The organism is Serratia sp. Res13-Sevr-LER1-36-b (assembly GCF_015673035.1).
In the GTDB taxonomy this organism is placed as follows: Bacteria; Pseudomonadota; Gammaproteobacteria; order Enterobacterales; family Enterobacteriaceae; genus Chania; species Chania fonticola_C.
The window spans coordinates 54941-76740 of sequence record NZ_JADACK010000006.1 but is presented as its reverse complement, the minus strand read 5'-3'; the positions used below and the strand labels follow the sequence as shown (position 1 = coordinate 76740).

Genomic DNA, 21800 nt, shown 5'->3' with positions numbered 1-21800 from the left:
TGAGGGGCCGGTGATTACGGTGTTACGGTGCTTTTTCTACGCCCTAACGGCGTGCGCAGGCGCTGTGACAGGATCACCCCCAGCAGAGCGACACCGCCACCAATCAGATGGTAGCTATGCAACTGTTCATGCAGGAACAGAACCGCAATTATCGCGGTGAACACCGGTGCCAGGTTCATAAAGATCGACGCCTTATTCGCTCCCAGGCGCATCACCCCTTGGATCCACAGGAACGGCGCGGCAATCGAAGCAGGGATACCGGCAAACAGCACCAGTGGGATGTTCTGGCTGGTAAGCTGTACATCCTGTGCCATCAGGAAGTTCGGCAACAGCAGTACCACGCCAAACACAATCTGCACATACAGCGACTGCCAGTTGGGTAATGGGATCGCCCAGCGTTTGGTCAACACGCCGTATAGGGCGTAGGAGGCCGAAGCGGCGAACATCATCAGCTCGCCTTTGCCGATGCCGTGTTGCAGCAGCAGACCCGGTTGCCCCGCGCTAACCAGCCACACCAGCCCGCCCAGAGACAGGATGCTACCCAGTGCGATACCCACGGTGGGGGCAACGCGTAGGACAAAGATGCCGATTAACACAGTCAGCAGTGGGATCAGGGAGTTGAGGATGCCCATAAATAGCGCGCTGACGCTATGTGCGGCGTAATAGGCCAGGCTTTGATAGAGCACCATCCCCAGCAGGCCTAGGATCATTAGTTTCCACCAGTTGGCGCGAATGGCTGGCCAATTGCGGATCGCTCCTGGTAGCACGAAAGGGGTGAGCACGATCAGCGCCAATGCCCAGCGATAGAAGGAGATGGCCGCCGGATCGATGGCGGTTGCCGATACTTTACTGACTACGGCGTTAATCGACCAGATCAGCACCGCCAGCAGGGGAAAGAGCACGTTCATGATAATAATTCTCAACAACGAATAACATGCTGGCTAGTCTACCCGTGTCCGGTTTATTATATATAGTCAAAATCAGACAGCATTTCGCGAAATCAAGACAACTTCATCATGGCCGAAACCCGTAATTATCCCACCGCAGACGTTGCTGCTCCGCGCACGCTGTTTTTCCGCTGCGAAGAAACCAATGCAGATACTGAATATCTGCCGCACAGCCACGACTGGGGGCAGCTGATTTGCGTCAAAACCGGGGTGATCGCACTGAATATTGCCGGGCAGCGCTTTTTGGCCCCGCCGGAGTTTGCCGTCTGGTTGCCGCCGGGGATGGAACATTCCAGCCATAACCGCAAACCGGTACTGTTCCGCACCATCAATATCGCCAAATCCTTGTGCGCCGGATTGCCAGAAGAGGCCTGTTTGATCAACGTCTCGCCGGTGTTCAGCGCCATTGTTGAAGATTGTCTGGGGCGCAAAATGCTGGAGCCCACTAGCGAGGAGGATCTGCGTCTTTGCCGGGTGCTGATCGACCAACTGCGGATTTCCCCGGTCCAACAGACCTATCTGCCGACCTCGCAAGACAAGTTTTTGGGGCCAGTGTTACAGGCGTTGGAACGTTGCCCGGCGGATAACACCTCATTGGCGGTGTGGGCCAGCAAGGTGTATACCACTGAACGGACGCTTTCGCGCCGTTGCCAGCAGGAACTGGGCATGTCGTTTAGCGAGTGGCGGCAGCGCCTGCGCTTTTTACATGCGCTCTCACTGCTCGAACAGGGGAAAACCGTGCAGGATGTGGCGCTGGATGTGGGCTACAGCTCGGCTTCCGCGTTTATTGTGATGTTCCAGCAGATCGCCGGCACCACGCCAGAACGTTTCCGCCGGGCATGACAATCCCAACACGACATCAACTGGCCCAGGTTACGTCGAACCGAACGTTCACATCACCACTCCAGGTACCCGCTGGCAAGGTGCTGAAGTCGGTCACTGGGGTCGTGCCATCAGCCGTCGCGCCGATGATAGTGAAATCGAAGTGGTCTTGAGCACCCTGGCGGCCAGGCTGCTTGTCGGCGTTGGCAAGTTTACTCAGGTTACCGCCTGACCTACCGGCAGAAGTATCAATCAGGATGGTTTGAGCGGTTTTTGTTATCGCAGCGCCGTGGTGTTTAACCCCCACTTCCAGGGTAGAACCGGAAGTGCCTAACTGAGTCAGGGTATTGGAAACCAGTTTGGCGGTCAGTTTAATCGCGGTTCCTTCGCCTTCGAGAGCCACGTCGAACGCGCCTTGCTGGCTGTTGAAGCGCTTGACGCCCTCAGCATATTGGAAATAAAGGCTGCCAATGGGCGTAACGACCAATTGGCTGGCGGAGTCTTTCACCGCTATCGCAGGCCAGGTGGCCAATGCTTGTGAAGTCACGTTTTCAGCCTGGGCACTACCAACGGCTGTGAGTGTTGCAACGATCGCCAGAACAAGTGTCGCTTTTTTCATGGTTAACGCCCTTGATTTTCGATTTGTTTCTGCCCGTTAGCCGGTCGCTAACGCGAGGGTTCGCCTCCTTGCGTGATAATTATCGGAAAGAACTCAATAAAGCTTAGAAGAAAAACATCGTTATTTCACCGGGCATAACAAGCTTGGGTTTCCAAGCCATTCGGTGGCACACTATTTTGTAGTTACTGCTTACCTATACCCGTCGGAGAGTGACGTGAAGATACTGGTTGATGAAAATATGCCCTATGCGGTGGATCTATTTAGCCGCTTGGGGGAAGTACAGGCCGTGCCTGGCCGCCCGATCCCAACCGATGCGCTGGCCGGAGCCGACGCCTTGATGGTGCGCTCGGTGACCAAAGTGAATCAGGAGCTGTTGGCTGGCTCCAAGATCGGTTTTGTTGGCACCGCGACGGCGGGGACCGACCATGTGGACGAGGCGTGGTTGCAGCAGGCAGGGATTGGTTTCTCGGCTGCCCCTGGTTGTAATGCCATTGCGGTGGTGGAGTATGTGCTGTCGTCATTAATGCTGTTGGCGGAGCGCGATGGCTTCTCTTTGCGCGATAAAACCGTTGGGATCGTGGGGGTGGGTAACGTTGGCTCTCGGTTGGATGCTCGCCTGAAAGCCTTGGGCGTGCGTACTCTGTTGTGCGATCCACCACGCGCCGATCGTGGGGACAGCGGCGAATTCTGGCCGTTGGAAAAGCTGGTGGCAGAGGCCGACGTGCTGACGTTCCATACCCCGTTGAACAAGACTGGCCCGTATAAATCGCTGCATCTGGCCAACGCGGATCTGCTGGATGCTTTGCCCGACGATCGCATTCTGATCAACGCCTGTCGGGGTGCCGTGGTACATAACGCCGCGTTGCTTAACGTGTTAGAGCGGGGTAAGCGATTGAGTACGGTACTGGACGTGTGGGAGCCGGAGCCGGATCTCAGCGTGCCGTTGCTGGATCGGGTGGATATCGGTACCGCCCATATCGCCGGTTACACGCTGGAAGGTAAAGCGCGCGGCACCACGCAGGTGTTTGAAGCCTTTGCTCAGCATCTTGGGCAGCCGCAAGCTATTGAGCTGGCCTCGCTGCTGCCGGTGCCAGAGTTCAGCGAAATCCGTCTCAATGGGCCGCTGGACGAAGGCAAGTTAAAACGATTGATGCACTTGGTGTATGATGTGCGCCGCGATGATGCGCCGCTGCGGCAAGTTGCCGGGCTGCCGGGTGAGTTCGATCGACTACGCAAGCATTATCAGGAACGCCGAGAGTGGTCTTCACTGCGGGTGCAGTGTAATGACAGCGCCAGTGCGGAACTGCTGCACAAACTGGGCTTCGGCGTTCTGTAACAGGGCGAGCATAAGGTTGCCTTAAGGCAATTGGCGGTAAAGTTTATCGGGCGGTGACTGCATCGCCCGTTTGCATTTGAATCAAATACTCTGGAGAAACCCAATGTCTGACGGCTGGAATATCGCTGTGCTCGGTGCCACTGGCGCAGTAGGTGAAGCGTTGCTGGAATTGCTACAGGAACGCCAGTTCCCGGTGGGTGAACTCTTTCCTTTAGCCAGCGAGCGCAGTGCTGGTGCGACGGTGCGTTTCAACGGCAAATCCTTGCTGGTGGAAAACGTAGAAGAATTCGACTGGTCGCAGGCGCAACTGGCGTTTTTTGTTGCCGGTAGCGAAGCTGCGGCCCGTTACGCTGATGATGCGGGCAACATGGGCTGCCTGGTGATCGACACCAGCGGCTATTTTGCCTTGGAGCCGGACGTGCCGTTGGTGGTGCCTGGCGTTAACCCGCAGGTGCTGGCGGATTACCGCAACCGCAATATCGTGGCGGTGGCCGACAGCATGGTGAGCCAACTGTTGACGGCGATTAAGCCGCTGACTGAGCAGGCCGGGCTTTCTCGCTTGCACGTCACCACCATGATGTCGGTATCGGCACGCGGTAAGGTCGCGGTGGACGATCTGGCCGGTCAGAGCGCGCGTCTGCTGAACGGTATCCCCGCAGAGCCGGGCGTGTTTGCCAAGCAGTTGGCGTTTAACCTGCTGCCATTGATGACCGATGAGCAGGGCAGCGTGCGCGAAGAGCGTCTGATCGTCGATCAGGTGCGTAAAGTGTTGCAGGATGAAGGGCTGCCGATTTCGGTGAGCTGCGTTCAGTCGCCGGTCTTCTACGGCCACGCACAAGTGGTGCATCTGGAAGCGCTGCGCCCAATCGCGGCAGAAGAAGCTCGCCACGAGCTGGAGCAAGCTGAAGATATCCAACTGAGCGAAGAAGACGATTATCCAACTCAGGTTACCGAAGCCTCCGGCAGCGATATGCTGAGCATTGGCTGTCTGCGCAATGATTATGGTATCCCCGAGATGCTGCAGTTCTGGTCGGTGGCCGATAACGTGCGCTTTGGCGGCGCGTTGATGGCGATCGAAACCGCTGAACGGCTGTTGCAGGAGCAGATGTACTGATGTCCGAGGTGGAGTTGCCAACCCAGCCAATGCTGAAAATTGCGCTGGGGATTGAGTATGACGGCAGCCGTTATTACGGCTGGCAGCGTCAGCAAGAGGTTACCAGCGTCCAGGCTTGTCTCGAAAAAGCGTTAAGCAAGGTGGCGGATGCGCCGATTGGCGTATTCTGCGCCGGGCGAACCGATGCCGGAGTGCATGCCACCGGTCAGGTGGTGCATTTCGAAACCGCCGCACAGCGTAAAGACGCCGCCTGGACGATGGGGGTGAATAGCCATTTGCCGCCGGATATCGCGGTACGCTGGGTCAAAGAGGTCAGCAGCGATTTTCATGCCCGCTTCAGCGCCACCGCGCGGCGTTATCGCTACATTATTTATAATCACCGCTATCGCCCGGCGGTTTTGCAGCAGGGGGTGACGCACTTTTATCATCCGCTGGACGCCGATCGCATGCATCGTGCCGCGCAGGCTTTGTTGGGGGAAAACGACTTTACCTCATTCCGGGCGGTGCAATGCCAGTCACGTACGCCGTGGCGAAACGTAAAACACGTTAAGGTTTCGCGCTATGGCGAATATATCGTGGTAGATATAAAGGCCAACGCCTTTGTCCATCATATGGTGCGCAACATTGTTGGCAGCCTGATGGAGATTGGCTGTGGCAATCAGGATGAAAGCTGGATGGGCGAGCTGTTGGCGCTCAAAGATCGCAGCCTGGCAGCCGCCACCGCACGGGCTGAAGGCCTGTATCTGGTCGCGGTTGATTATCCAGAGTCGTTTGCCTTACCCCGGCCACCGATGGGGCCGCTGTTTTTAGCCGACGATTAACTGGCAGGCTGGCAGATTAATACGTTATTTACTGGTGCCAACGCCGGGTGAGAGAGACACCCGGTCAATTGAGAGTGTTTATGGACATCATCAAGTTTCTGATTGATTTTATTTTGCATATTGATGTGCACTTGGCAGAACTGGTCGCGCAATACGGTATGTGGGTTTACGGTATTCTGTTCCTGATCCTGTTTTGTGAAACCGGGCTGGTGGTTACGCCGTTCCTGCCGGGGGATTCTCTGCTGTTTGTCGCCGGTGCGCTGGCCGCGTTGCCTTCCAACGATCTCAACGTGCATACCATGGTGGCGTTGATGGTGATTGCGGCGGTGATTGGCGATGCCGTCAACTACACTATTGGTCGGCTGTTCGGCGAAAAGCTGTTCAGCAACCCGAACTCGAAAGTTTTCCGTCGTAGCTATCTGGATAAAACCCACCAGTTCTACGAGAAACACGGCGGAAAAACCATTATTCTGGCGCGATTTGTGCCGATCGTGCGCACCTTTGCGCCGTTCGTGGCCGGTATGGGGCATATGTCCTATCGCCACTTTGCTGCCTATAACGTGATTGGTGCGCTACTTTGGGTGCTGCTGTTCACTTATGCTGGCTACCTGTTTGGCGACTTGCCGATCGTGCAGGAAAACTTGAAGTTGTTGATTGTTGGCATCATCCTGGTTTCAATTCTGCCGGGCATTATTGAAATCTGGCGCCATAAACGTGCGGCTGCCCGCCAACAAAAACAGTAAAAACACCGCTTAACCCGTCGGTTCGACCAGTTTTTTGTCCACACAATCGGGCCGATATGGTTTAATGAGCGACATTTATGGTCTGTTCCCGCGAACGACCCTGAAGCCAATGCCTTGGTAGCGCAGCTGTTGCGCTGAGCTCGGCATTTTTGCATTGGGTGTGTTGCGGGAGGATTGTTAAGGCATGAACAGCGGACTAGGGTCTGCCAGGTTCAAACAGAAAGGTCATCGATGAGCTGGATTGAACGAATTCTCAACAAAAGCAATGTTACGCAAACCCGTAAGGTGAGCATTCCTGAAGGGGTCTGGACCAAATGCGATAGCTGTGGTCAGGTTCTTTACCGTGCCGAACTGGAGCGTAACCTTGAGGTCTGCCCCAAGTGCGACCACCACATGCGCATGTCAGCCCGTATGCGTCTGCATACCTTGCTGGATGAGGGCAGTGAAGTGGAACTGGGCAGTGAACTGGAGCCGAAAGACGTTCTGAAGTTCAAGGATTCCAAAAAGTACAAAGATCGTCTGGTTGCCGCACAGAAAGCAACCGGCGAGAAAGACGCGTTGGTGGTGATGAAGGGCACGCTGTATGGCATGCCGATCGTCGCGGCCTCCTTCGAATTCGCCTTTATCGGTGGTTCGATGTCTTCCGTGGTCGGTGCGCGCTTTGTGCGTGCGGTTGAGCAGGCGTTGGAAGATAACTGCCCGCTGGTGTGCTTCTCTGCCAGTGGCGGTGCGCGTATGCAGGAAGCGCTGATGTCGCTGATGCAGATGGCGAAAACCAGCGCCGCGTTGGCCAAGCTGCAAGAGCGTGGCCTGCCGTATATTTCGGTACTGACCGATCCAACCATGGGTGGCGTATCCGCCAGCCTGGCGATGCTGGGCGATATCAACATTGCCGAGCCAAAAGCGCTGATCGGCTTTGCCGGCCCACGGGTTATCGAACAAACCGTACGTGAAAAACTGCCGCCGGGCTTCCAGCGCAGCGAGTTCCTGATTGAAAAGGGCGCCATCGACATGATCGTGCGCCGTCCGGTGATGCGTCAGACCCTGGCCAGCATTCTTTCCAAGCTGACTAACCAGCCGCAGCCGCATTTCGATGAGGCGGCGCCGGTCATCGCTCAGGAAAATCAGGCCGACGCCTGAAGAGCAGACAAAGACCCGGTATAGGTGCAAGCCTGCGCCGGGTTCCGCCGCCATTTTGTGGCTAAGTTGCGGCGGGAAACGAAGAGCATCGCTTTTGACGTCGTCAGGGCGATGCGTCTTACGGATTTATGAACCCAAAGTCAGTGATGGGACTCATGCAAAACCACCAAATTCCCCAAGCCACGTCGCCATTGAGCTCGTGGCTTTACTATCTGGAACGTCTGCATAGCCAGGCGATCGAACTCGGCCTGGAGCGTGTGCAACACGTTGCGGCGCACCTTGACCTTCTCACTCCTGCTCCTACTGTATTTACCGTTGCCGGTACTAACGGCAAAGGCACCACCTGCCGCACGTTAGAGGCCATTTTGCTGGCTGCCGGGCTGCGGGTCGGGGTTTACAGTTCACCGCATCTGGTGCGTTATACTGAACGGGTGCGCATACAGGGTGAAGAGCTGAGTGAGGCTGAACACAGCCGCTCTTTTGCCGCGATTGAAGCTGGCAGGGGGGAAACCTCGCTGACCTATTTCGAATTTGGCACCCTTTCGGCGCTACAGCTGTTTAAACAGGCCAGGCTCGACGTAGTGATCCTGGAAGTAGGCCTGGGTGGGCGTCTGGACGCGACCAATATCGTTGAGCCAAGCGTCGCCGTGGTGACCAGCATTGCGTTGGATCACACCGACTGGCTAGGCCACGATCGTGAAAGCATCGGCCGCGAGAAGGCGGGGATATTCCGTGGCGGCAAGCCCGCCGTGGTCGGTGAGCCGGATATGCCACATAGCATCCAGCAGGTAGCGGAAGATCTCAACGCTCAACTGTACCGCCGTGATGAAGCCTGGTCGTTCAGCGAACAGGGCGAACGCTGGCAATGGGAAGGGGGCGGCACACGCCTGACCGACCTCCCTATGCCTAACGTCCCCTTGGCGAACGCGGCGACGGCATTGGCTGCGCTGCACTATTCGGCGCTGGAAATCGACGAGAAGGCGATTTTTGCCGGTCTACAGCAGGCCGCTTTGCCAGGGCGTTTTCAGACCGTGCAGCAGAACCCGCAGTTGATCCTGGACGTTGCCCACAACCCTCATGCTGCGGCCTATCTGGCTGGGCGACTGGCGAAGCTTCCCCGCAATGGCGGTGTAGTACGCGCGGTGGTGGGGATGCTGTCGGACAAGGATATTGCCGGTACGCTGGCCTGCCTGAGCGAGCAGGTGGACGAGTGGTATTGTGCGCCGCTGGAAGGCCCACGCGGAGCCAGCGTTGAGCTGCTGGCACAGTATTTAACGGAACCACGCAAGTTTGCCGATGTCGAAACTGCCTGGCGTCAGGCTATGCAGGACGCGGATATTCAGGATATTGTGATCGTCTGTGGGTCTTTCCACACTGTTGCCCACGTGATGGCGGCGTTAGACGAGAGGCGGGGAGTGTGAGTGGCAAGTAAATTTCAGAATCGACTGGTTGGAACCGTGATTTTGGTTGCCCTGGGGGTGATTGTCCTGCCGGGGTTACTTGACGGCAAAAAAAAGCATTATGAGGATGAGTTTGCGGCGATCCCGTTGGTGCCCAAACCGGGGGATGCTCATGAAATCGACGTGATCCCACCGGCCAATCAGGCGCTACCTTCGGTTCCACCGGAGGGGGCTGGTGCTTTGGTTGAGCAGCAGCAGGCCGCCGCCGAGGCTTCCGCCCAGCAGGCGGCTAATCAAACGACTCAACCACAGCAGTCTGCGGTTGTTGCTCCGCCACCTATCGAAACCAAACCGGTTCAGCCAACGAAACCTAAGCCTGTGGAACCTAAACCGGTAGAGGTGAAGCCAGTGGAAGTGAAACCTAAGCCGGTGCCAACACCGCCAAAGGTAGAGCCAAAACCGGAAGTGAAACCAGAGCCGAAGCCTGAAACCAAACCTGCGGTTGAAGAAAAGGCACCGGCTGGTCAGGCATATGTGGTGCAGTTGGGGGCGTTGAAGAATGCTGCCAAGGTCAATGAGATCGTCGCTTCGCTGCGCCTGTCTGGGCACCGGGCTTATACCGTGCCCTCCACGCCGGTGCAGGGGGAAATTACCCGCATCTACGTTGGCCCAGATGCCTCGAAGCAGAAACTGCAGGCTTCGCTGGCGGAGCTGAATGGGATCAGTGGGTTAAGCGGGCAGGTGAAGGCGTATAGCGCGCGTTGATATACCCGTCGTCTTTCAAGCTGCAGCGTTGTTACCTGCGCTATCTCACCCCAGTCACTTACTAAAGTAAGCTCCTGGGGATGAGGTAGCTTGTCGCCTAGCTGCAACTCGAAATCCATAGGGTATAAGCCAGTAGTTTTTCCTATGCCCTTGTTAAATATCAAGAGGGAACTGAGTAGTGTCACAGCAGCTAACCGCGACTCGGACGATCCCCTCTCCCTGTGGGAGAGGGTTAGGGTGAGGGGCCACTGTGCTCAAGGAGGAGGATTGCCAAATCACCACTAAAAATGTGCCTTTCACAGGCCTGATGACCTAAGTAGGCGCGGCGATTAGCAATTTTAATACCCGTCGTCTTTCAATCTGCAGCGTTGTTACCTGCGCTATCTCACCCCAGTCACTTACCAAACGTAAGCCCCTGAGGATGAGATAGCTTGTCGCCTGGCTGCAGCTTGAAATCGATAGGGTAACATCGCCGTTTTTTATTTGTTGCGTGGTGGGAAATCCGCTACGCAAACGTTTTCTTTTTCTGTTAGAATTCGCCGCGATTGGATGCAGGGGCGATTCATCATTGGAATAGTTCATGGTCTGGATTGATTACGTCATTATAGCGTTGATTGGATTTTCGGCTCTGGTGAGCCTGATCCGAGGTTTTGTTCGCGAAGCATTGTCACTTGTGACATGGGGATGTGCGTTCTTTGTTGCCAGCCATTTCTACCCATACCTTGCAGCCTACTTCACCCGTTTTGAAGATGAGCTGGTACGTAACGGCATTGCGATTGCCATTTTGTTTATTGCAACGCTGATTGTGGGCGCTATCGTTAACTATGTGATTGGGTCACTGGTAGAGAAAACCGGATTATCGGGCACCGATCGGGTGCTGGGCGTGTGTTTCGGCGCACTGCGCGGCGTGTTGATCGTAGCGGCGATACTGTTCTTCCTGGATACCTTTACCACCCTGTCGCAAAGTGCGGACTGGAAACAGTCACAGTTGATCCCCCAGTTCAGTTACATCATCAGATGGTTCTTTGACTATCTGCAAAGCACGTCGAGTTTCCTACCAACCCAATTACCGGGGCGGTAGCGGCTTAGAGGAAAAGACAACATGTGCGGTATTGTCGGTATCGCCGGTTTTATGCCGGTAAACCAGTCGATTTATGATGCATTGATGGTGCTCCAGCATCGTGGACAGGATGCCGCTGGCATCGTCACTATTGATGCCCATAATGGGTTCCGCCTGCGCAAGGCAAATGGTCTGGTGAAAGATGTATTTGAAGCCCGCCATATGCTGCGCCTGCAGGGCAACATGGGCATTGGCCATGTGCGTTACCCAACGGCTGGCAGCTCCAGCGCTTCAGAAGCTCAACCTTTCTATGTCAACTCGCCGTTCGGCATTACGCTGGCACACAACGGCAACCTGACCAACGCCCACGAACTGCGCCAACAGCTGTTTGAACGTGGCCGTCGTCATGTCAACACCACTTCCGATTCCGAGATCCTGCTGAACGTACTGGCCACCGAGCTTGACCGTTTCCCGCATTATCCACTGGAGTCCGACAACATTTTTACCGCCGTTGCCGCGATGCATCAGCAGCTGCGTGGCGCTTATGCCTGCGTGGCCATGATCATTGGCCACGGTCTGGTGGCGTTCCGCGATCCCAACGGCATTCGCCCACTGGTGATCGGCAAACGTGAGCTGGAAGATGGCCGCTGTGAGTACATGGTGGCTTCTGAGAGCGTGGCGCTGGATACCTTGGGCTTCGACTTCCTGCGCGACGTAGCGCCGGGCGAAGCGGTGTATATCACCGAAAAAGGCCAGCTGTTCACTCGCCAGTGCGCTGAGAACCCAAAAACCAACCCTTGCCTGTTCGAGTATGTCTATTTTGCCCGTCCTGACTCCTTTATGGACAAGATCTCCGTCTACAGCGCCCGTGTGCGTATGGGGCAGAAATTGGGTGAGAAGATTGCGCGCGAATGGGAAGATCTGGATATCGACGTGGTGATCCCGATCCCGGAAACCTCTTGCGATATCGCGCTGGAGATTGCCCGTATTCTGGATAAGCCGTATCGCCAGGGTTTCGTCAAAAATCGCTATGTTGGCCGCACCTTCATCATGCCGGGCCAGCAGGCTCGCCGTAAGTCGGTACGCCGCAAGCTGAACGCCAATCGTGCCGAATTCCGCGATAAGAACGTGCTGCTGGTTGATGACTCCATCGTGCGTGGTACCACTTCAGAGCAGATCGTGGAGATGGCGCGTGACGCCGGGGCCAAACGGGTTTATCTGGCTTCTGCCGCCCCGGAGATCCGCTTCCCTAACGTGTACGGTATCGATATGCCGAGCGCGACGGAGCTGATTGCCCATGGCCGTGAAGTGGACGAAATCCGCCAGATTATTGGTGCCGACGGCCTGATTTTCCAGGATCTGGATGACCTGATTGCCGCTGTACGCGAAGAGAACCCGGACATCGCCCAGTTCGAATGCTCGGTGTTTAACGGCATCTACGTGACCAAAGACGTTGACCAGAGCTATCTGGAATATCTGGAAACGCTGCGTAATGACGATGCCAAAGCGTTGCGCGGCCAGACGGAAGCAGAAAATCTGGAAATGCATAACGAGGGCTAACGCGCCCGCGTAGCTCACCAAAACGGTGCACCGTAGCGTTGGTTACGGTGCATTGTTTTATTCCCACCTTGAATCTACGAAGGTTTGCTGCCAAACCTGCCCCTATTCGGCTATCCTTACGGCATATTTCCCGACAAAGGCCAGCTTGATGAAAAGACTCATTATCGGTATTTCCGGCGCCAGCGGCGCTATCTACGGCGTGCGCTTATTGCAGGTGCTGCGTGGTGTAGAAGAGGTGGAAACCCACTTGGTAATGAGCAACGCGGCACGCCAGACGCTGGCGTTGGAGACCTCTCTGAGCCTGCGTGACGTTCAGGCCTTGGCCGATGTGGTGCACGATGCGCGTGATATTGCCGCCAGCATTTCCTCCGGATCGTTCAAAACCATGGGGATGGTGATTTTGCCATGCTCAATCAAAACGTTATCTGGCATCGTCAACAGTTACAGCGATGGGCTGCTGACTCGCGCCGCCGATGTGGTGCTCAAAGAGCGTCGGCCATTGGTGCTCTGCGTGCGTGAAACGCCGTTGCACCTGGGCCATCTGCGGCTGATGACCCAGGCAGCGGAGATGGGGGCGGTGATTATGCCGCCGGTGCCGGCCTTCTACCATCGTCCGCAAACCGTTGATGATATTATCGATCAGACCGTTAATCGGGTTATCGACCAGTTTGACATCGAACTGCCGCAAGATCTCTTCACGCGTTGGCAAGGCGTTAATTAACTAATTCACCCTCAAATTTATACATTTGTGCAACATCGCACTGATTTAGTGCGATTGATGCATCATAATGATCCTGCTTCCCCATGCACTCTGTTTCAGTAACTTGTAGGTTAACCATGGCGAAGCCCGAGTTTGCCGTTCATTTTGTCGTTCGTTGCCTCTGGGAAGAGCTTTGAACAGAGCGTGGCCGTTCCCCACGCTCGCTAATGACAAAGTGGCATGATTACTGCAGATCCTGTGTGTGATGAAAGTAATGCCCGTAGTGGCATCGGCAAAAATATCCATTTGAGGGTAATTATGAAAAAGCTTGTTAAAGTTCTCCCTTTAGTTTTGGCTTTGAGCGCGGTTAGCAGTGCATTCGCCGCATTACCTTCCACGCTGAAAATCGGTACCGATCCCACCTATGCGCCGTTTGAGTCGAAAAATGCGCAGGGTCAACTGGTTGGCTTCGATATCGATCTGGCCACCGAGCTGTGCAAACGCATCAATACCAAGTGTATTTTTGTGGAAAGCGATTTTGATGCGCTGATCCCCTCCCTGAAAGCGAAGAAAATCGACGCTATCATCTCTTCTCTGTCCATTACCGAAAAACGCCAGCAGGAAATTGCCTTTACCGACAAGCTGTTTGCGGCCAACTCTCGCCTGATCGCACCAAAAGGCTCCAAGATCCTGCCAACCGTCGATGCGCTGAAGGGCAAAAGCATCGGCGTATTGCAGGGTACCACCCAGGAAGCTTTTGCTAACGCCAACTGGCAGCCAAAAGGCGTGACCGTGGTGCCTTACCAGAATCAGGATCTGGTGTATGCGGATCTGGCTTCCGGGCGTATTGATGCAGCATTTCAGGATGAAGTTGCCGCGAGCGAAGGGTTCCTGAAGCAGCCTCCAGGCAAAGAGTACGAGTTTGCCGGTGAGTCGGTGAAGGACGATAAATTCTTTGGTGTCGGCACCGGTATGGGCCTGCGCAAGGATGAAACCGAGCTGAAAGCGGCACTGGACAAAGCCTTTGCCGAAATGCGCAAAGACGGCACCTACGATAAGTTCGCGAAAAAATACTTCGACTTTGACGTTTACGGCGGCTAATTCCTGTCGGGTACTCTCTATGACAACAGGCCCGGTTTTCCGGGCCTGTTCTGGCTGGAGTGTCATGACGTGCTCAATGACGACAGGGTGACGTAAATGCTACAAGGTTACTCCCAACTGATATTTGAGGGGGCTCTGGTGACGCTGGAGCTGGCCCTCAGCTCCGTATTGCTGGCGGTGGTGATTGGTTTGATCGGCGCTGGCGGTAAACTTTCGCAAAACCCTGTTATTTCCACGATCTTTGGTGCCTACACCACCTTGATCCGTGGTGTGCCGGACCTGGTGTTGATGCTGTTGATCTTCTACGGTCTGCAAATTGCCCTCAACAGCGTGACGGAGTTTTTTGGCTTCTCACAGATTGATATCGATCCGCTGGGGGCGGGCATTATTACCCTGGGCTTTATCTACGGAGCCTATTTTACCGAAACCTTCCGGGGAGCCTACCTGGCGGTGCCTCGTGGTCAGATCGAGGCGGCTACCGCCTTCGGTTTTTCCAACGCGCAGATTTTCCGTCGCATTCTGTTTCCGGCCATGATGCGCTTTGCGTTACCCGGCATCGGCAATAACTGGCAGGTGATCCTCAAGGCGACGGCCTTGGTCTCCATTCTTGGACTCAACGATCTGGTAAAGGCCACGCAGCTGGCAGGAAAGGGCACCTATCAGCCTTTCTTCTATGCCATTGTCGCAGGCTTGGTGTATCTGTTGTTCACCACGATTTCCAACGGCGTGTTGCTGTGGCTTGAGCGGCGTTATTCACTGGGCGTCAAAAGGGCCGAACTATGATCGATATCCTGCATCAGTATTGGCAGCAACTGCTGTGGACCGATGGCTATCGCTATACCGGTGTGGCGGTGACCCTGTGGCTGCTGATCTCCTCGGTGGTCATGGGCGGGCTGATGGCTATCCCGATGGCGGTAGCTCGGGTTTCTTCCACCCGTTGGGTTCGCTACCCGGTGTGGCTGTACACCTATGTTTTCCGCGGTACGCCGCTGTACGTACAACTGTTGGTGTTTTATTCCGGTATGTACAGCCTGGAAATCGTGCGGGGTACCGAACTGCTCAATGCGTTTTTCCGCAGCGGATTAAACTGCACCATTTTGGCACTAACGCTGAATACCTGTGCCTATACCACCGAGATTTTCGCTGGGGCCATTCGTTCGGTGCCGCATGGGGAAATTGAAGCGGCCAGGGCCTATGGGTTTTCCAGCTTTAAACTGTATCGCTGCATTATTTTGCCTTCGGCGCTGCGCTCGGCACTACCGGCGTACAGCAATGAAGTTATTCTGATGCTGCATTCGACCGCACTGGCCTTTACCGCCACGGTACCGGACCTGTTGAAGGTGGCCCGCGATATCAACGCGGCGACCTACCAGCCGTTTTATGCCTTTGGCATTGCGGCCGTGCTGTATCTGATTATCTCCTATACGTTGATCAGCCTGTTCCGCAGGGCAGAAAAACGCTGGATGGCACACGTAACTCATCGATGAATGACGGGGATCCACCATGCCTGAACAAAAATTAGCCGTCACCGAACTGCACAAGCGTTATGGTGACCATGAAGTACTGAAAGGGGTCTCCCTGGCGGCCAATGCGGGCGATGTGATTAGCATTATCGGTTCTTCCGGCTCCGGTAAAAGTACCTTTCTGCGTTGCATCAACTTCCTGGAAAAGCCCAGCGAAGGCACCATCAGCCTGAATAATGAAAATATTCGCATGGTGCGCGACAAGGATGGCCAACTTAGAGTCTTTGACAAGAAACAGCTGCAGCTCCTGCGTACCCGCCTGACCATGGTGTTCCAGCATTTCAACCTGTGGAGCCACATGACGGTGTTGGAGAACGTGATGGAGGCGCCAATCCAGGTATTGGGGCTGAGCAAAGCCGAGGCGCGCGAACGGGCGGTGCGCTATCTGGATAAGGTCGGCATCGATGCTCGGGCGCAAATCAAATACCCGGTGCACCTCTCCGGCGGGCAACAGCAACGCGTTTCTATTGCCCGGGCGTTGGCAATGGAGCCGGAAGTGCTGCTGTTCGACGAACCGACTTCGGCGCTCGATCCTGAACTGGTGGGCGAAGTGCTGCGCATTATGCAGAAATTGGCAGAAGAGGGGAAAACCATGGTGGTAGTGACGCACGAAATGGAGTTTGCGCGCCATGTCTCCAGCCACGTTATTTTCCTGCATCAGGGGCTGATTGAAGAGCAGGGGCCGCCTGCGGAGTTGTTTGGTAACCCTAAGAGCGCGCGTTTGCAGCAGTTCCTTTCTGGGGCGCTTAAGTAGGTATTTTGCCCCTCACCCTAACCCTCTCCCACAGGGAGAGGGAACCGATCGAGTGGGCTGCAAATGCCGTGATTGATTTGGCTTAATGATCTTGGGCACCAACTTAGGGTGATAAATTTTCCCTCTACAAAAGAGGTGTCAAAAGGTAGATGTATTTTGGACAAGGGGTCGATCGAGTATGCTGTGATGACCTCTCCCTGTGGGAGAGGTCATCAAGCCTGCTGATTGATCACATCATCCAGCGCCTGTTCCAGCTCAAAGAAACGGAAAACAAATCCCGCCTCTTCCAACCGCCTCGGCACCGCCCGTTGCCCACCTAATACCAACACCGCCGCTTCCCCCATCAGTAACCGCATGGCAAAGGCTGGCGCACGCAAAAATGCTGGACGATCCAGCACCTTGGCCAGGGTGGCGGTGAACTGTTCATTATGCACCGGATAAGGTGCCACCATATTGAAGGGCCCACGCAGCGGAGGATTGTCCAACAGGTAAATGATGGCATTGACCATATCGTCGATATGGATCCAGGGCAGATACTGGCGGCCATTGCCGATCGGCCCGCCTAAGCCCATACGGAATGGCGGTAGCATTTTCGCCAGCGCTCCCCCTTTGGGCGACAAGACAACGCCGGTACGCAGCAGGCAAACGCGCGTGTAGCTACTTTGCGCCCGTAGGGCCAGAGCCTCCCAGCGTTGGCACAGTTGGTGAGTAAATTCATCGTGCGGGGGTTCTTCTTCCGTTACCACCGCCTGGCCCTGATCGCCGTAATAACCGACCGCTGAGCCGGAAATCAGTACCGAAGGTGGCGTATTGCTGGCGGCGATCAGCGTGGCTAGTCGTTCGGTCAAATCCCAACGGCTGCGGCACAGCAGTTCTTTCTGCGCCTTGCTCCAGCGTTTGTCCGCAATTGGCTCACCCGCCAGGTTGATCACGGCATCAAAGCCGTCCAGAGAACGTTGCTCATCAAGCGAAGCCCAGTAGCTGAGCCGATCGCCGAACTTATCCCGTGCCTTGGCGACGTTTCGCGTCAACAGGGTGAGCTCATGCGAAAGGTGCAGCAGTTGCCTGGTCAGGCTACTGCCGATCAACCCGGTTGCGCCGGTAATCAGGATCTTCATGGTCGGCCTCCCTGGTAGGGGTGAGTGCTAAGCGGTTTCCCGTCGGTAACTCATGGTCATGGAAACCGAGTCGGCATAACGTAGGGCCAGCAATTTATCTATCTCTACTTCAGCATAGGTTACCCATGGATGTTGTTTCACTATGTCGAGCACATCCTGAGTTAATTTTTCCAACAGCGCGAAGCGGTTGTCTTCGATATGGCGGATGATCGCCTTGGTGATGGTGCGATAGTTGAGGGCGTCGCTAATGTCTTCGCTGTTACGCGCCTTGTCTGCCGGGTAGTGGATCGCCACGTTGATCAGAACGTCCTGACGGTTGTTGATTTCTTCTTCCTTGATACCGATGAAGGTGCGTAACCGCAGGTTTTTAATACGGATAATGGCATCGGGTTGCTGGCATGGCATCAGAGATTCTCCGGAGGTCTGATTGTTTGTACTCAGAATACACGGAAAGTGAAGAAAAGATAATGTAGCCAGACGCTTAAAGAGAGCAACGCGGGGGAGATCACACCGGTTTCCCCTCTCCGATGTGGACACGATGCAAGAGAGGGGGAGGGCAGCGTTAGGCTTGATCTGCCAATTTGTAGGCGCGTTCCGTTGCCGGGCGGTTGCGGATGCGTTCAAACCAGTTGCGTACCGCCGGATAATCCGCCAGATCGATGCGCTGGCGCGGATGAGACACTACCCAGGGATAAGTCGCAATATCGGCAATGCTGTAGTTGTCGCCGCCCAGGTAAGGGTGCCGTTGCAACTCGGTTTCCAGTACGCCATACAGGCGTTTGGTTTCCTGCTGGTAGCGTTCTATCGCGTAGGGGACAGGCTGCGGTGCATAGTGGTTGAAGTGATGATTTTGCCCGAGCATCGGCCCAAATCCGGCGACCTGCCAAAATAACCACTGTAGCGTTGCTGCCCGCTCGCGAACCCCTTTGCTGAGCAGCTTGCCGGTTTTCTCTGCCAGATAGAGCAGGATCTCACCCGATTCAAACAGGCTGATGGGTGCCCCACCGTCAACGGGTTGTTGATCAACTATGGCCGGGATTTTGTTGTTGGGAGAAATGGCCAGAAACGCTGGTGCGAATTGATCGCCAGCACTGATATTTACGCGATGGATACGATAAGGTAAACCAACCTCCTCCAAAAGCAGGGTAATTTTGTGCCCATTGGGAGTCGGTGCGTAATACAGATCAATCATATGATAATACTCCTTATAAAACATCAAGATAAGATGAGCATAGATCGGTTGGTTCGTTTGAGGCTATGCGAGCATCCGCATGGGATTTATCAATCCGGCCCTATTGCGGATGCAGAGGGTACCGTTACAGCTTATACGATAGCGTGATGTTCGATCCAGGCTTTGGTCATGCGGAGTATCGCAGATGGAGAGGGCGTATGAAGGCACTAACCAGCAGAGTTAGCCACGCTAGACTGGTTCAACAACCGCTGATGACGGGAGCGTGCCTCCGCTTGAAGTCAGCAGAGTGTTGTTCAATGCCTCCTCCCATTTGTGAAAGAATTAAAGCCCGACTACTCTAACTGATATCCCGTTGGAGTTTTCCTCCGTGGCATTCAAACCTCTTGTTGTGTGGATTAATATTACCTTGCAACTGTTATTGCCGTTGAGCCTTTCCTTTGCCCCAGTAATAGCAAAAATGCTTGCCCCAGCGCCTCTAACCAAGCCTGTTACGCCGTATGAAACTGAGCCATATACCTTGTCAGTAGGTGAAACAGTCTATAGTGTTGCCAAAAAACAGCATATTACGCTGGATGAATTAAAAAAGGTTAATCAGTTTCGCTCATTCTCAAAGCCGTTTAATCAACTGGGGAGCGGCGATGAAATTGATATCCCGACTGCAGCATCATTACGCTTAAAAAGCCAGCAAACAGAAGCTTCCCCAGAGGTGCCCCCTCCTCAACATAATGAGAGGCTGGCACATGGCCTGTTAAAGGGGACCACGCTGTTAGCCGATGATAACACCCCGTTGGCAGCGGCTGGTATGGCGCGTTCGATGGTGGTGGGTGAAATCAATGATTCGGCACAGCATTGGCTGAGTTCGTATGGTACGGCGCGCGTTCAACTTAATCTTAATGATGACTTTAGCCTGGAAGGGAGCTCGGTAGATCTTCTGGTCCCGCTTTATGATGACAAGAAATCGCTTTTATTTAGCCAGTTAGGGATGAGAAATAAAGACAGCCGCAACACCGTCAATCTCGGGGCAGGCGTTCGGACTGTGCAAGACAATTGGATGTATGGGGTTAACGCCTTTTATGATCGTGACATGACGGGTAAGAACAACCGCGTCGGCTTTGGTGTTGAAGCCTGGACGGATTACCTGAAGCTGTCAGCTAACAGCTATCTGGCTCTCACCGATTGGCATCAATCCCGGGATTTTGCCGATTACAATGAGCGCCCTGCCAACGGCTATGATCTGCGGGCAGAGGCTTATTTGCCCGCTTATCCTCAGTTGGGCGGAAAGTTGATGTTTGAGCAGTACCGGGGTGACGAAGTGGCATTGTTTGGCAAGGATGACCGGCAGAAAAATCCCTATGCGATCACCGCGGGGATCACCTATACGCCTATCCCCCTGATCACTATCGGAGCAGAGCACCGTGCCGGTAAAGGTAGCCGTAACGATACCAGCATCAGTATGCAACTGAACTACCGTCTGGGGGAATCCTGACAGGCGCAAATTGATCCCTCTGCGGTGGCAGCAAGCCGTACGCTGGCCGGTAGCCGTTATGATCTGGTGGAGCGTAATAACCAGATAGTGCTGGAGTACCAGAAACAGACGTTAATCCAATTGGCATTGCCGGATCAAATGACCGGAAGTGCCTTTGAAACGATCAAAGTGGATGCGCAGGTGGCGGCGAAATATGGGCTTGAACGCATCGATTGGGATAGCGCATCGTTAGTGGCAGCCGGGGGGATGGTAGTACAAACGTCCTCACAAAGCATTTCGATAAAATTACCCCCATTTATGGCAGGCAATAATAATTATACGTTAGCTGCCGTGGCTTATGATAATCAGGGCAATGCTTCAAACCGTAGTACCACGCAGATCGTTGTCACCCAACAAAATGTCAGCATAGTCAATTCCAGCATTCAGGCTTCCCCGGCCGAAATACCTGCTGATGGCGTTGCCAAAAGCATGATTACCTTGAATTTAAAAGACCTTAACAATTTGCCGGTTCAGGGAGTGGGGGACCAACTGACTGCGGATTTGCATTTTACACCGAATACGGGGGCCGCTCAGCCTATCAGTAACCCGCTGTTGAGTGCCGTTACCGAGACCGCACCGGGGGTCTACACCTATCAGTTAACGGCAGGGTTCTCCCAGGGAGAGGCTATTATTGCTCCAACCATTAATGATATCTCTCTGGCTTCAGCTAAAGTTAATTTAATCGCAAGTAGTCAGGTACTGAGCCCGGAAAACTCCCTTTTTAGCGTCGAACCGGCAGAAATTATTGCTGATGGTTTACAGACCAGTACGTTGGACTTTACTGCCCAGGATATCAATCACCAGCCGATTAACGGGTTAACGGTGGCCTTTGAGGTTACGGGTATTCCCGAGGTTACTCTGAGCGCGGTAACGGAAAATAACGGCGTGTACAGTGCCAAACTGAGTGGAACAGTCGCAGGCACGGTAACCGTAGTTCCTACAGTCAATGGTGCTGCCGTGGAGATGAAGTCGCACGACGTGGTGCTCACCGCCGATCGCGGTACTGCGACCATTGAGCTGATGGTGATTAGCGATCATGCATACGCTAATGGCGTTGATGTTAATAAGGTTGAAGCAAGGGTAACCGATAGCCATGGCAATCCTATCGATGCTACCGCAGTGGAGTTTGAGGTAGACAATGGTGCGACGGTCCTGTCCCCAGCGGCCAGAACAGATAATGAGGGGCAGGTGACGGTGAAGCTAGCCAATGTTAATGCCGGAGTCACCACCGTTACCGCCTCTATTGGTGACTACCTGGCAAGTACAGAGATCTCTTTTGTGCCAGAAACACCGGCCAAATTGTTGATATACAGCAACGGCACCGAGCTGACTGGGCATCCTGTCGTTGGGGATAACCTCCTGGCCGTTGCAATGTGTTCAATTGCCTTGTGTAACGGAATACCAATGAATTATCAGTGGGAAGTGGAGTCATCTGCAGGTTCGGGGGTCTTTGTCGCAATTCCTGGTGCAACCTCAGAAACATTGACGGTGACAGCAAACTTACAGAAACGGGCTATTCGAGTGGTATCGCATTAAGACCGGGGTTTTATCATTATTCCA

At 54.6% G+C, this 21800-nt stretch carries 22 protein-coding genes; 17 read left to right on the top strand and 5 right to left on the bottom strand.

All coding sequences use genetic code 11. The features are described from left to right. Positions 1-14: 14 nt before the first annotated feature. Positions 15-908, bottom strand: a complete 894-nt coding sequence (locus tag IMQ33_RS06070) for a DMT family transporter (protein ID WP_098930337.1) — start codon at positions 906-908, stop codon at positions 15-17. 108 nt (positions 909-1016) lie between these two features. Between IMQ33_RS06070 and IMQ33_RS06065 the strand changes: the two genes are divergently transcribed. Beyond that, entirely contained in the window at positions 1017-1790 is a 774-nt protein-coding gene (locus IMQ33_RS06065) for a helix-turn-helix domain-containing protein (protein ID WP_024485605.1), read from the top strand. Positions 1791-1806: 16 nt separating this feature from the next. Here the strand turns inward: IMQ33_RS06065 and IMQ33_RS06060 are convergent, their stop codons facing one another. Continuing rightward, the gene (locus IMQ33_RS06060; RefSeq protein WP_065683072.1) at positions 1807-2388 is read right to left on the bottom strand and encodes a common pilus major fimbrillin subunit EcpA; all 582 of its coding nucleotides are present in this window, start codon (positions 2386-2388) and stop codon (positions 1807-1809) included. Positions 2389-2602: 214 nt separating this feature from the next. On the opposite strand from IMQ33_RS06060, the gene pdxB reads away from it, so the two are divergent. From pdxB to hisP, 14 genes are all read left to right on the top strand, one after another. After that, positions 2603-3724 (top strand): 4-phosphoerythronate dehydrogenase PdxB, encoded by a 1122-nt coding sequence (gene pdxB / locus IMQ33_RS06055; RefSeq protein WP_196062690.1) that lies wholly within the window; start codon positions 2603-2605, stop codon positions 3722-3724. Between the two features lie 103 nt (positions 3725-3827). Beyond that, positions 3828-4838: an aspartate-semialdehyde dehydrogenase gene (locus IMQ33_RS06050; RefSeq protein ID WP_065683074.1), complete on the top strand. Its 1011-nt coding sequence runs from the start codon at positions 3828-3830 to the stop codon at positions 4836-4838. Next, on the top strand, positions 4838-5659 hold the full coding sequence (truA, locus tag IMQ33_RS06045) for a tRNA pseudouridine(38-40) synthase TruA (protein WP_065683075.1): 822 nt from the start codon (positions 4838-4840) through the stop codon (positions 5657-5659). The genes IMQ33_RS06050 and truA overlap by 1 nt, the downstream gene beginning before the upstream one ends. Before the next feature lie 80 nt (positions 5660-5739). Next, positions 5740-6402, top strand: a complete 663-nt coding sequence (locus tag IMQ33_RS06040) for a DedA family protein (protein WP_186530707.1) — start codon at positions 5740-5742, stop codon at positions 6400-6402. 231 nt (positions 6403-6633) lie between these two features. Then, positions 6634-7542, top strand: a complete 909-nt coding sequence (gene accD, locus IMQ33_RS06035) for an acetyl-CoA carboxylase, carboxyltransferase subunit beta (RefSeq protein ID WP_021178576.1) — start codon at positions 6634-6636, stop codon at positions 7540-7542. Between the two features lie 155 nt (positions 7543-7697). Then, on the top strand, positions 7698-8963 hold the full coding sequence (gene folC, locus IMQ33_RS06030) for a bifunctional tetrahydrofolate synthase/dihydrofolate synthase (protein WP_065683076.1): 1266 nt from the start codon (positions 7698-7700) through the stop codon (positions 8961-8963). Then, positions 8964-9707, top strand: a complete 744-nt coding sequence (dedD, locus tag IMQ33_RS06025; RefSeq protein WP_065683077.1) for a cell division protein DedD — start codon at positions 8964-8966, stop codon at positions 9705-9707. A gap of 580 nt (positions 9708-10287) precedes the next feature. Further along, positions 10288-10788 carry a colicin V production protein gene (gene cvpA / locus IMQ33_RS06020; protein WP_024485212.1) on the top strand — a complete coding sequence of 167 codons (501 nt, stop codon included), beginning with the start codon at positions 10288-10290 and terminating at the stop codon, positions 10786-10788. Between the two features lie 21 nt (positions 10789-10809). Next, positions 10810-12327: an amidophosphoribosyltransferase gene (gene purF / locus IMQ33_RS06015; RefSeq protein ID WP_021178572.1), complete on the top strand. Its 1518-nt coding sequence runs from the start codon at positions 10810-10812 to the stop codon at positions 12325-12327. A 148-nt stretch (positions 12328-12475) separates the two neighbouring features. Beyond that, positions 12476-13048 (top strand): UbiX family flavin prenyltransferase, encoded by a 573-nt coding sequence (locus IMQ33_RS06010; protein ID WP_024530661.1) that lies wholly within the window; start codon positions 12476-12478, stop codon positions 13046-13048. A gap of 297 nt (positions 13049-13345) precedes the next feature. Beyond that, positions 13346-14128, top strand: a complete 783-nt coding sequence (gene hisJ / locus IMQ33_RS06005; RefSeq protein ID WP_024485210.1) for a histidine ABC transporter substrate-binding protein HisJ — start codon at positions 13346-13348, stop codon at positions 14126-14128. Between the two features lie 96 nt (positions 14129-14224). Then, positions 14225-14911, top strand: coding sequence for a histidine ABC transporter permease HisQ (locus tag IMQ33_RS06000; protein WP_024530663.1), 687 nt, complete (start codon positions 14225-14227; stop codon positions 14909-14911). After that, positions 14908-15615, top strand: coding sequence for an ABC transporter permease (locus IMQ33_RS05995; RefSeq protein ID WP_098930344.1), 708 nt, complete (start codon positions 14908-14910; stop codon positions 15613-15615). The genes IMQ33_RS06000 and IMQ33_RS05995 overlap by 4 nt, the downstream gene beginning before the upstream one ends. A gap of 16 nt (positions 15616-15631) precedes the next feature. Further along, the gene (gene hisP, locus IMQ33_RS05990) at positions 15632-16405 is read left to right on the top strand and encodes a histidine ABC transporter ATP-binding protein HisP (RefSeq protein ID WP_065683078.1); all 774 of its coding nucleotides are present in this window, start codon (positions 15632-15634) and stop codon (positions 16403-16405) included. Positions 16406-16617: 212 nt separating this feature from the next. Here hisP and IMQ33_RS05985 read toward each other — a convergent pair whose 3' ends face one another. From IMQ33_RS05985 to yfcG, 3 genes are all read right to left on the bottom strand, one after another. Then, positions 16618-17523: a TIGR01777 family oxidoreductase gene (locus IMQ33_RS05985; RefSeq protein WP_024485206.1), complete on the bottom strand. Its 906-nt coding sequence runs from the start codon at positions 17521-17523 to the stop codon at positions 16618-16620. 27 nt (positions 17524-17550) lie between these two features. Further along, complete coding sequence (gene folX / locus IMQ33_RS05980) at positions 17551-17928, bottom strand: dihydroneopterin triphosphate 2'-epimerase (RefSeq protein ID WP_021178565.1); 378 nt, start codon at positions 17926-17928, stop codon at positions 17551-17553. Positions 17929-18085: 157 nt separating this feature from the next. Further along, positions 18086-18715, bottom strand: a complete 630-nt coding sequence (gene yfcG, locus IMQ33_RS05975) for a GSH-dependent disulfide bond oxidoreductase (protein ID WP_024485205.1) — start codon at positions 18713-18715, stop codon at positions 18086-18088. Between the two features lie 367 nt (positions 18716-19082). On the opposite strand from yfcG, the gene IMQ33_RS26090 reads away from it, so the two are divergent. Together IMQ33_RS26090 and IMQ33_RS26085 are read left to right on the top strand one after the other, a co-directional pair. Continuing rightward, a complete protein-coding gene (locus IMQ33_RS26090; protein WP_370572906.1) occupies positions 19083-20201 on the top strand; it encodes an inverse autotransporter beta domain-containing protein in 1119 nt (372 codons plus the stop codon). Positions 20202-20225: 24 nt separating this feature from the next. After that, positions 20226-21776: a ZirU family protein gene (locus IMQ33_RS26085; RefSeq protein ID WP_370572904.1), complete on the top strand. Its 1551-nt coding sequence runs from the start codon at positions 20226-20228 to the stop codon at positions 21774-21776. The last annotated feature ends 24 nt before the right edge of the window (positions 21777-21800 follow it).

Coding starts and splice junctions, on each gene's coding strand:
- IMQ33_RS06070 (WP_098930337.1), bottom strand. CDS start 908: ATGAACGTGCTCTTTCCCCTGCTGGCGGTGCTGATCTGGTCGATTAAC.
- IMQ33_RS06065 (WP_024485605.1), top strand. CDS start 1,017: ATGGCCGAAACCCGTAATTATCCCACCGCAGACGTTGCTGCTCCGCGC.
- IMQ33_RS06060 (WP_065683072.1), bottom strand. CDS start 2,388: ATGAAAAAAGCGACACTTGTTCTGGCGATCGTTGCAACACTCACAGCC.
- IMQ33_RS06050 (WP_065683074.1), top strand. CDS start 3,828: ATGTCTGACGGCTGGAATATCGCTGTGCTCGGTGCCACTGGCGCAGTA.
- truA (WP_065683075.1), top strand. CDS start 4,838: ATGTCCGAGGTGGAGTTGCCAACCCAGCCAATGCTGAAAATTGCGCTG.
- IMQ33_RS06040 (WP_186530707.1), top strand. CDS start 5,740: ATGGACATCATCAAGTTTCTGATTGATTTTATTTTGCATATTGATGTG.
- accD (WP_021178576.1), top strand. CDS start 6,634: ATGAGCTGGATTGAACGAATTCTCAACAAAAGCAATGTTACGCAAACC.
- folC (WP_065683076.1), top strand. CDS start 7,698: ATGCAAAACCACCAAATTCCCCAAGCCACGTCGCCATTGAGCTCGTGG.
- cvpA (WP_024485212.1), top strand. CDS start 10,288: ATGGTCTGGATTGATTACGTCATTATAGCGTTGATTGGATTTTCGGCT.
- purF (WP_021178572.1), top strand. CDS start 10,810: ATGTGCGGTATTGTCGGTATCGCCGGTTTTATGCCGGTAAACCAGTCG.
- IMQ33_RS06010 (WP_024530661.1), top strand. CDS start 12,476: ATGAAAAGACTCATTATCGGTATTTCCGGCGCCAGCGGCGCTATCTAC.
- hisJ (WP_024485210.1), top strand. CDS start 13,346: ATGAAAAAGCTTGTTAAAGTTCTCCCTTTAGTTTTGGCTTTGAGCGCG.
- IMQ33_RS06000 (WP_024530663.1), top strand. CDS start 14,225: ATGCTACAAGGTTACTCCCAACTGATATTTGAGGGGGCTCTGGTGACG.
- IMQ33_RS05995 (WP_098930344.1), top strand. CDS start 14,908: ATGATCGATATCCTGCATCAGTATTGGCAGCAACTGCTGTGGACCGAT.
- hisP (WP_065683078.1), top strand. CDS start 15,632: ATGCCTGAACAAAAATTAGCCGTCACCGAACTGCACAAGCGTTATGGT.
- IMQ33_RS05985 (WP_024485206.1), bottom strand. CDS start 17,523: ATGAAGATCCTGATTACCGGCGCAACCGGGTTGATCGGCAGTAGCCTG.
- folX (WP_021178565.1), bottom strand. CDS start 17,928: ATGCCATGCCAGCAACCCGATGCCATTATCCGTATTAAAAACCTGCGG.
- yfcG (WP_024485205.1), bottom strand. CDS start 18,715: ATGATTGATCTGTATTACGCACCGACTCCCAATGGGCACAAAATTACC.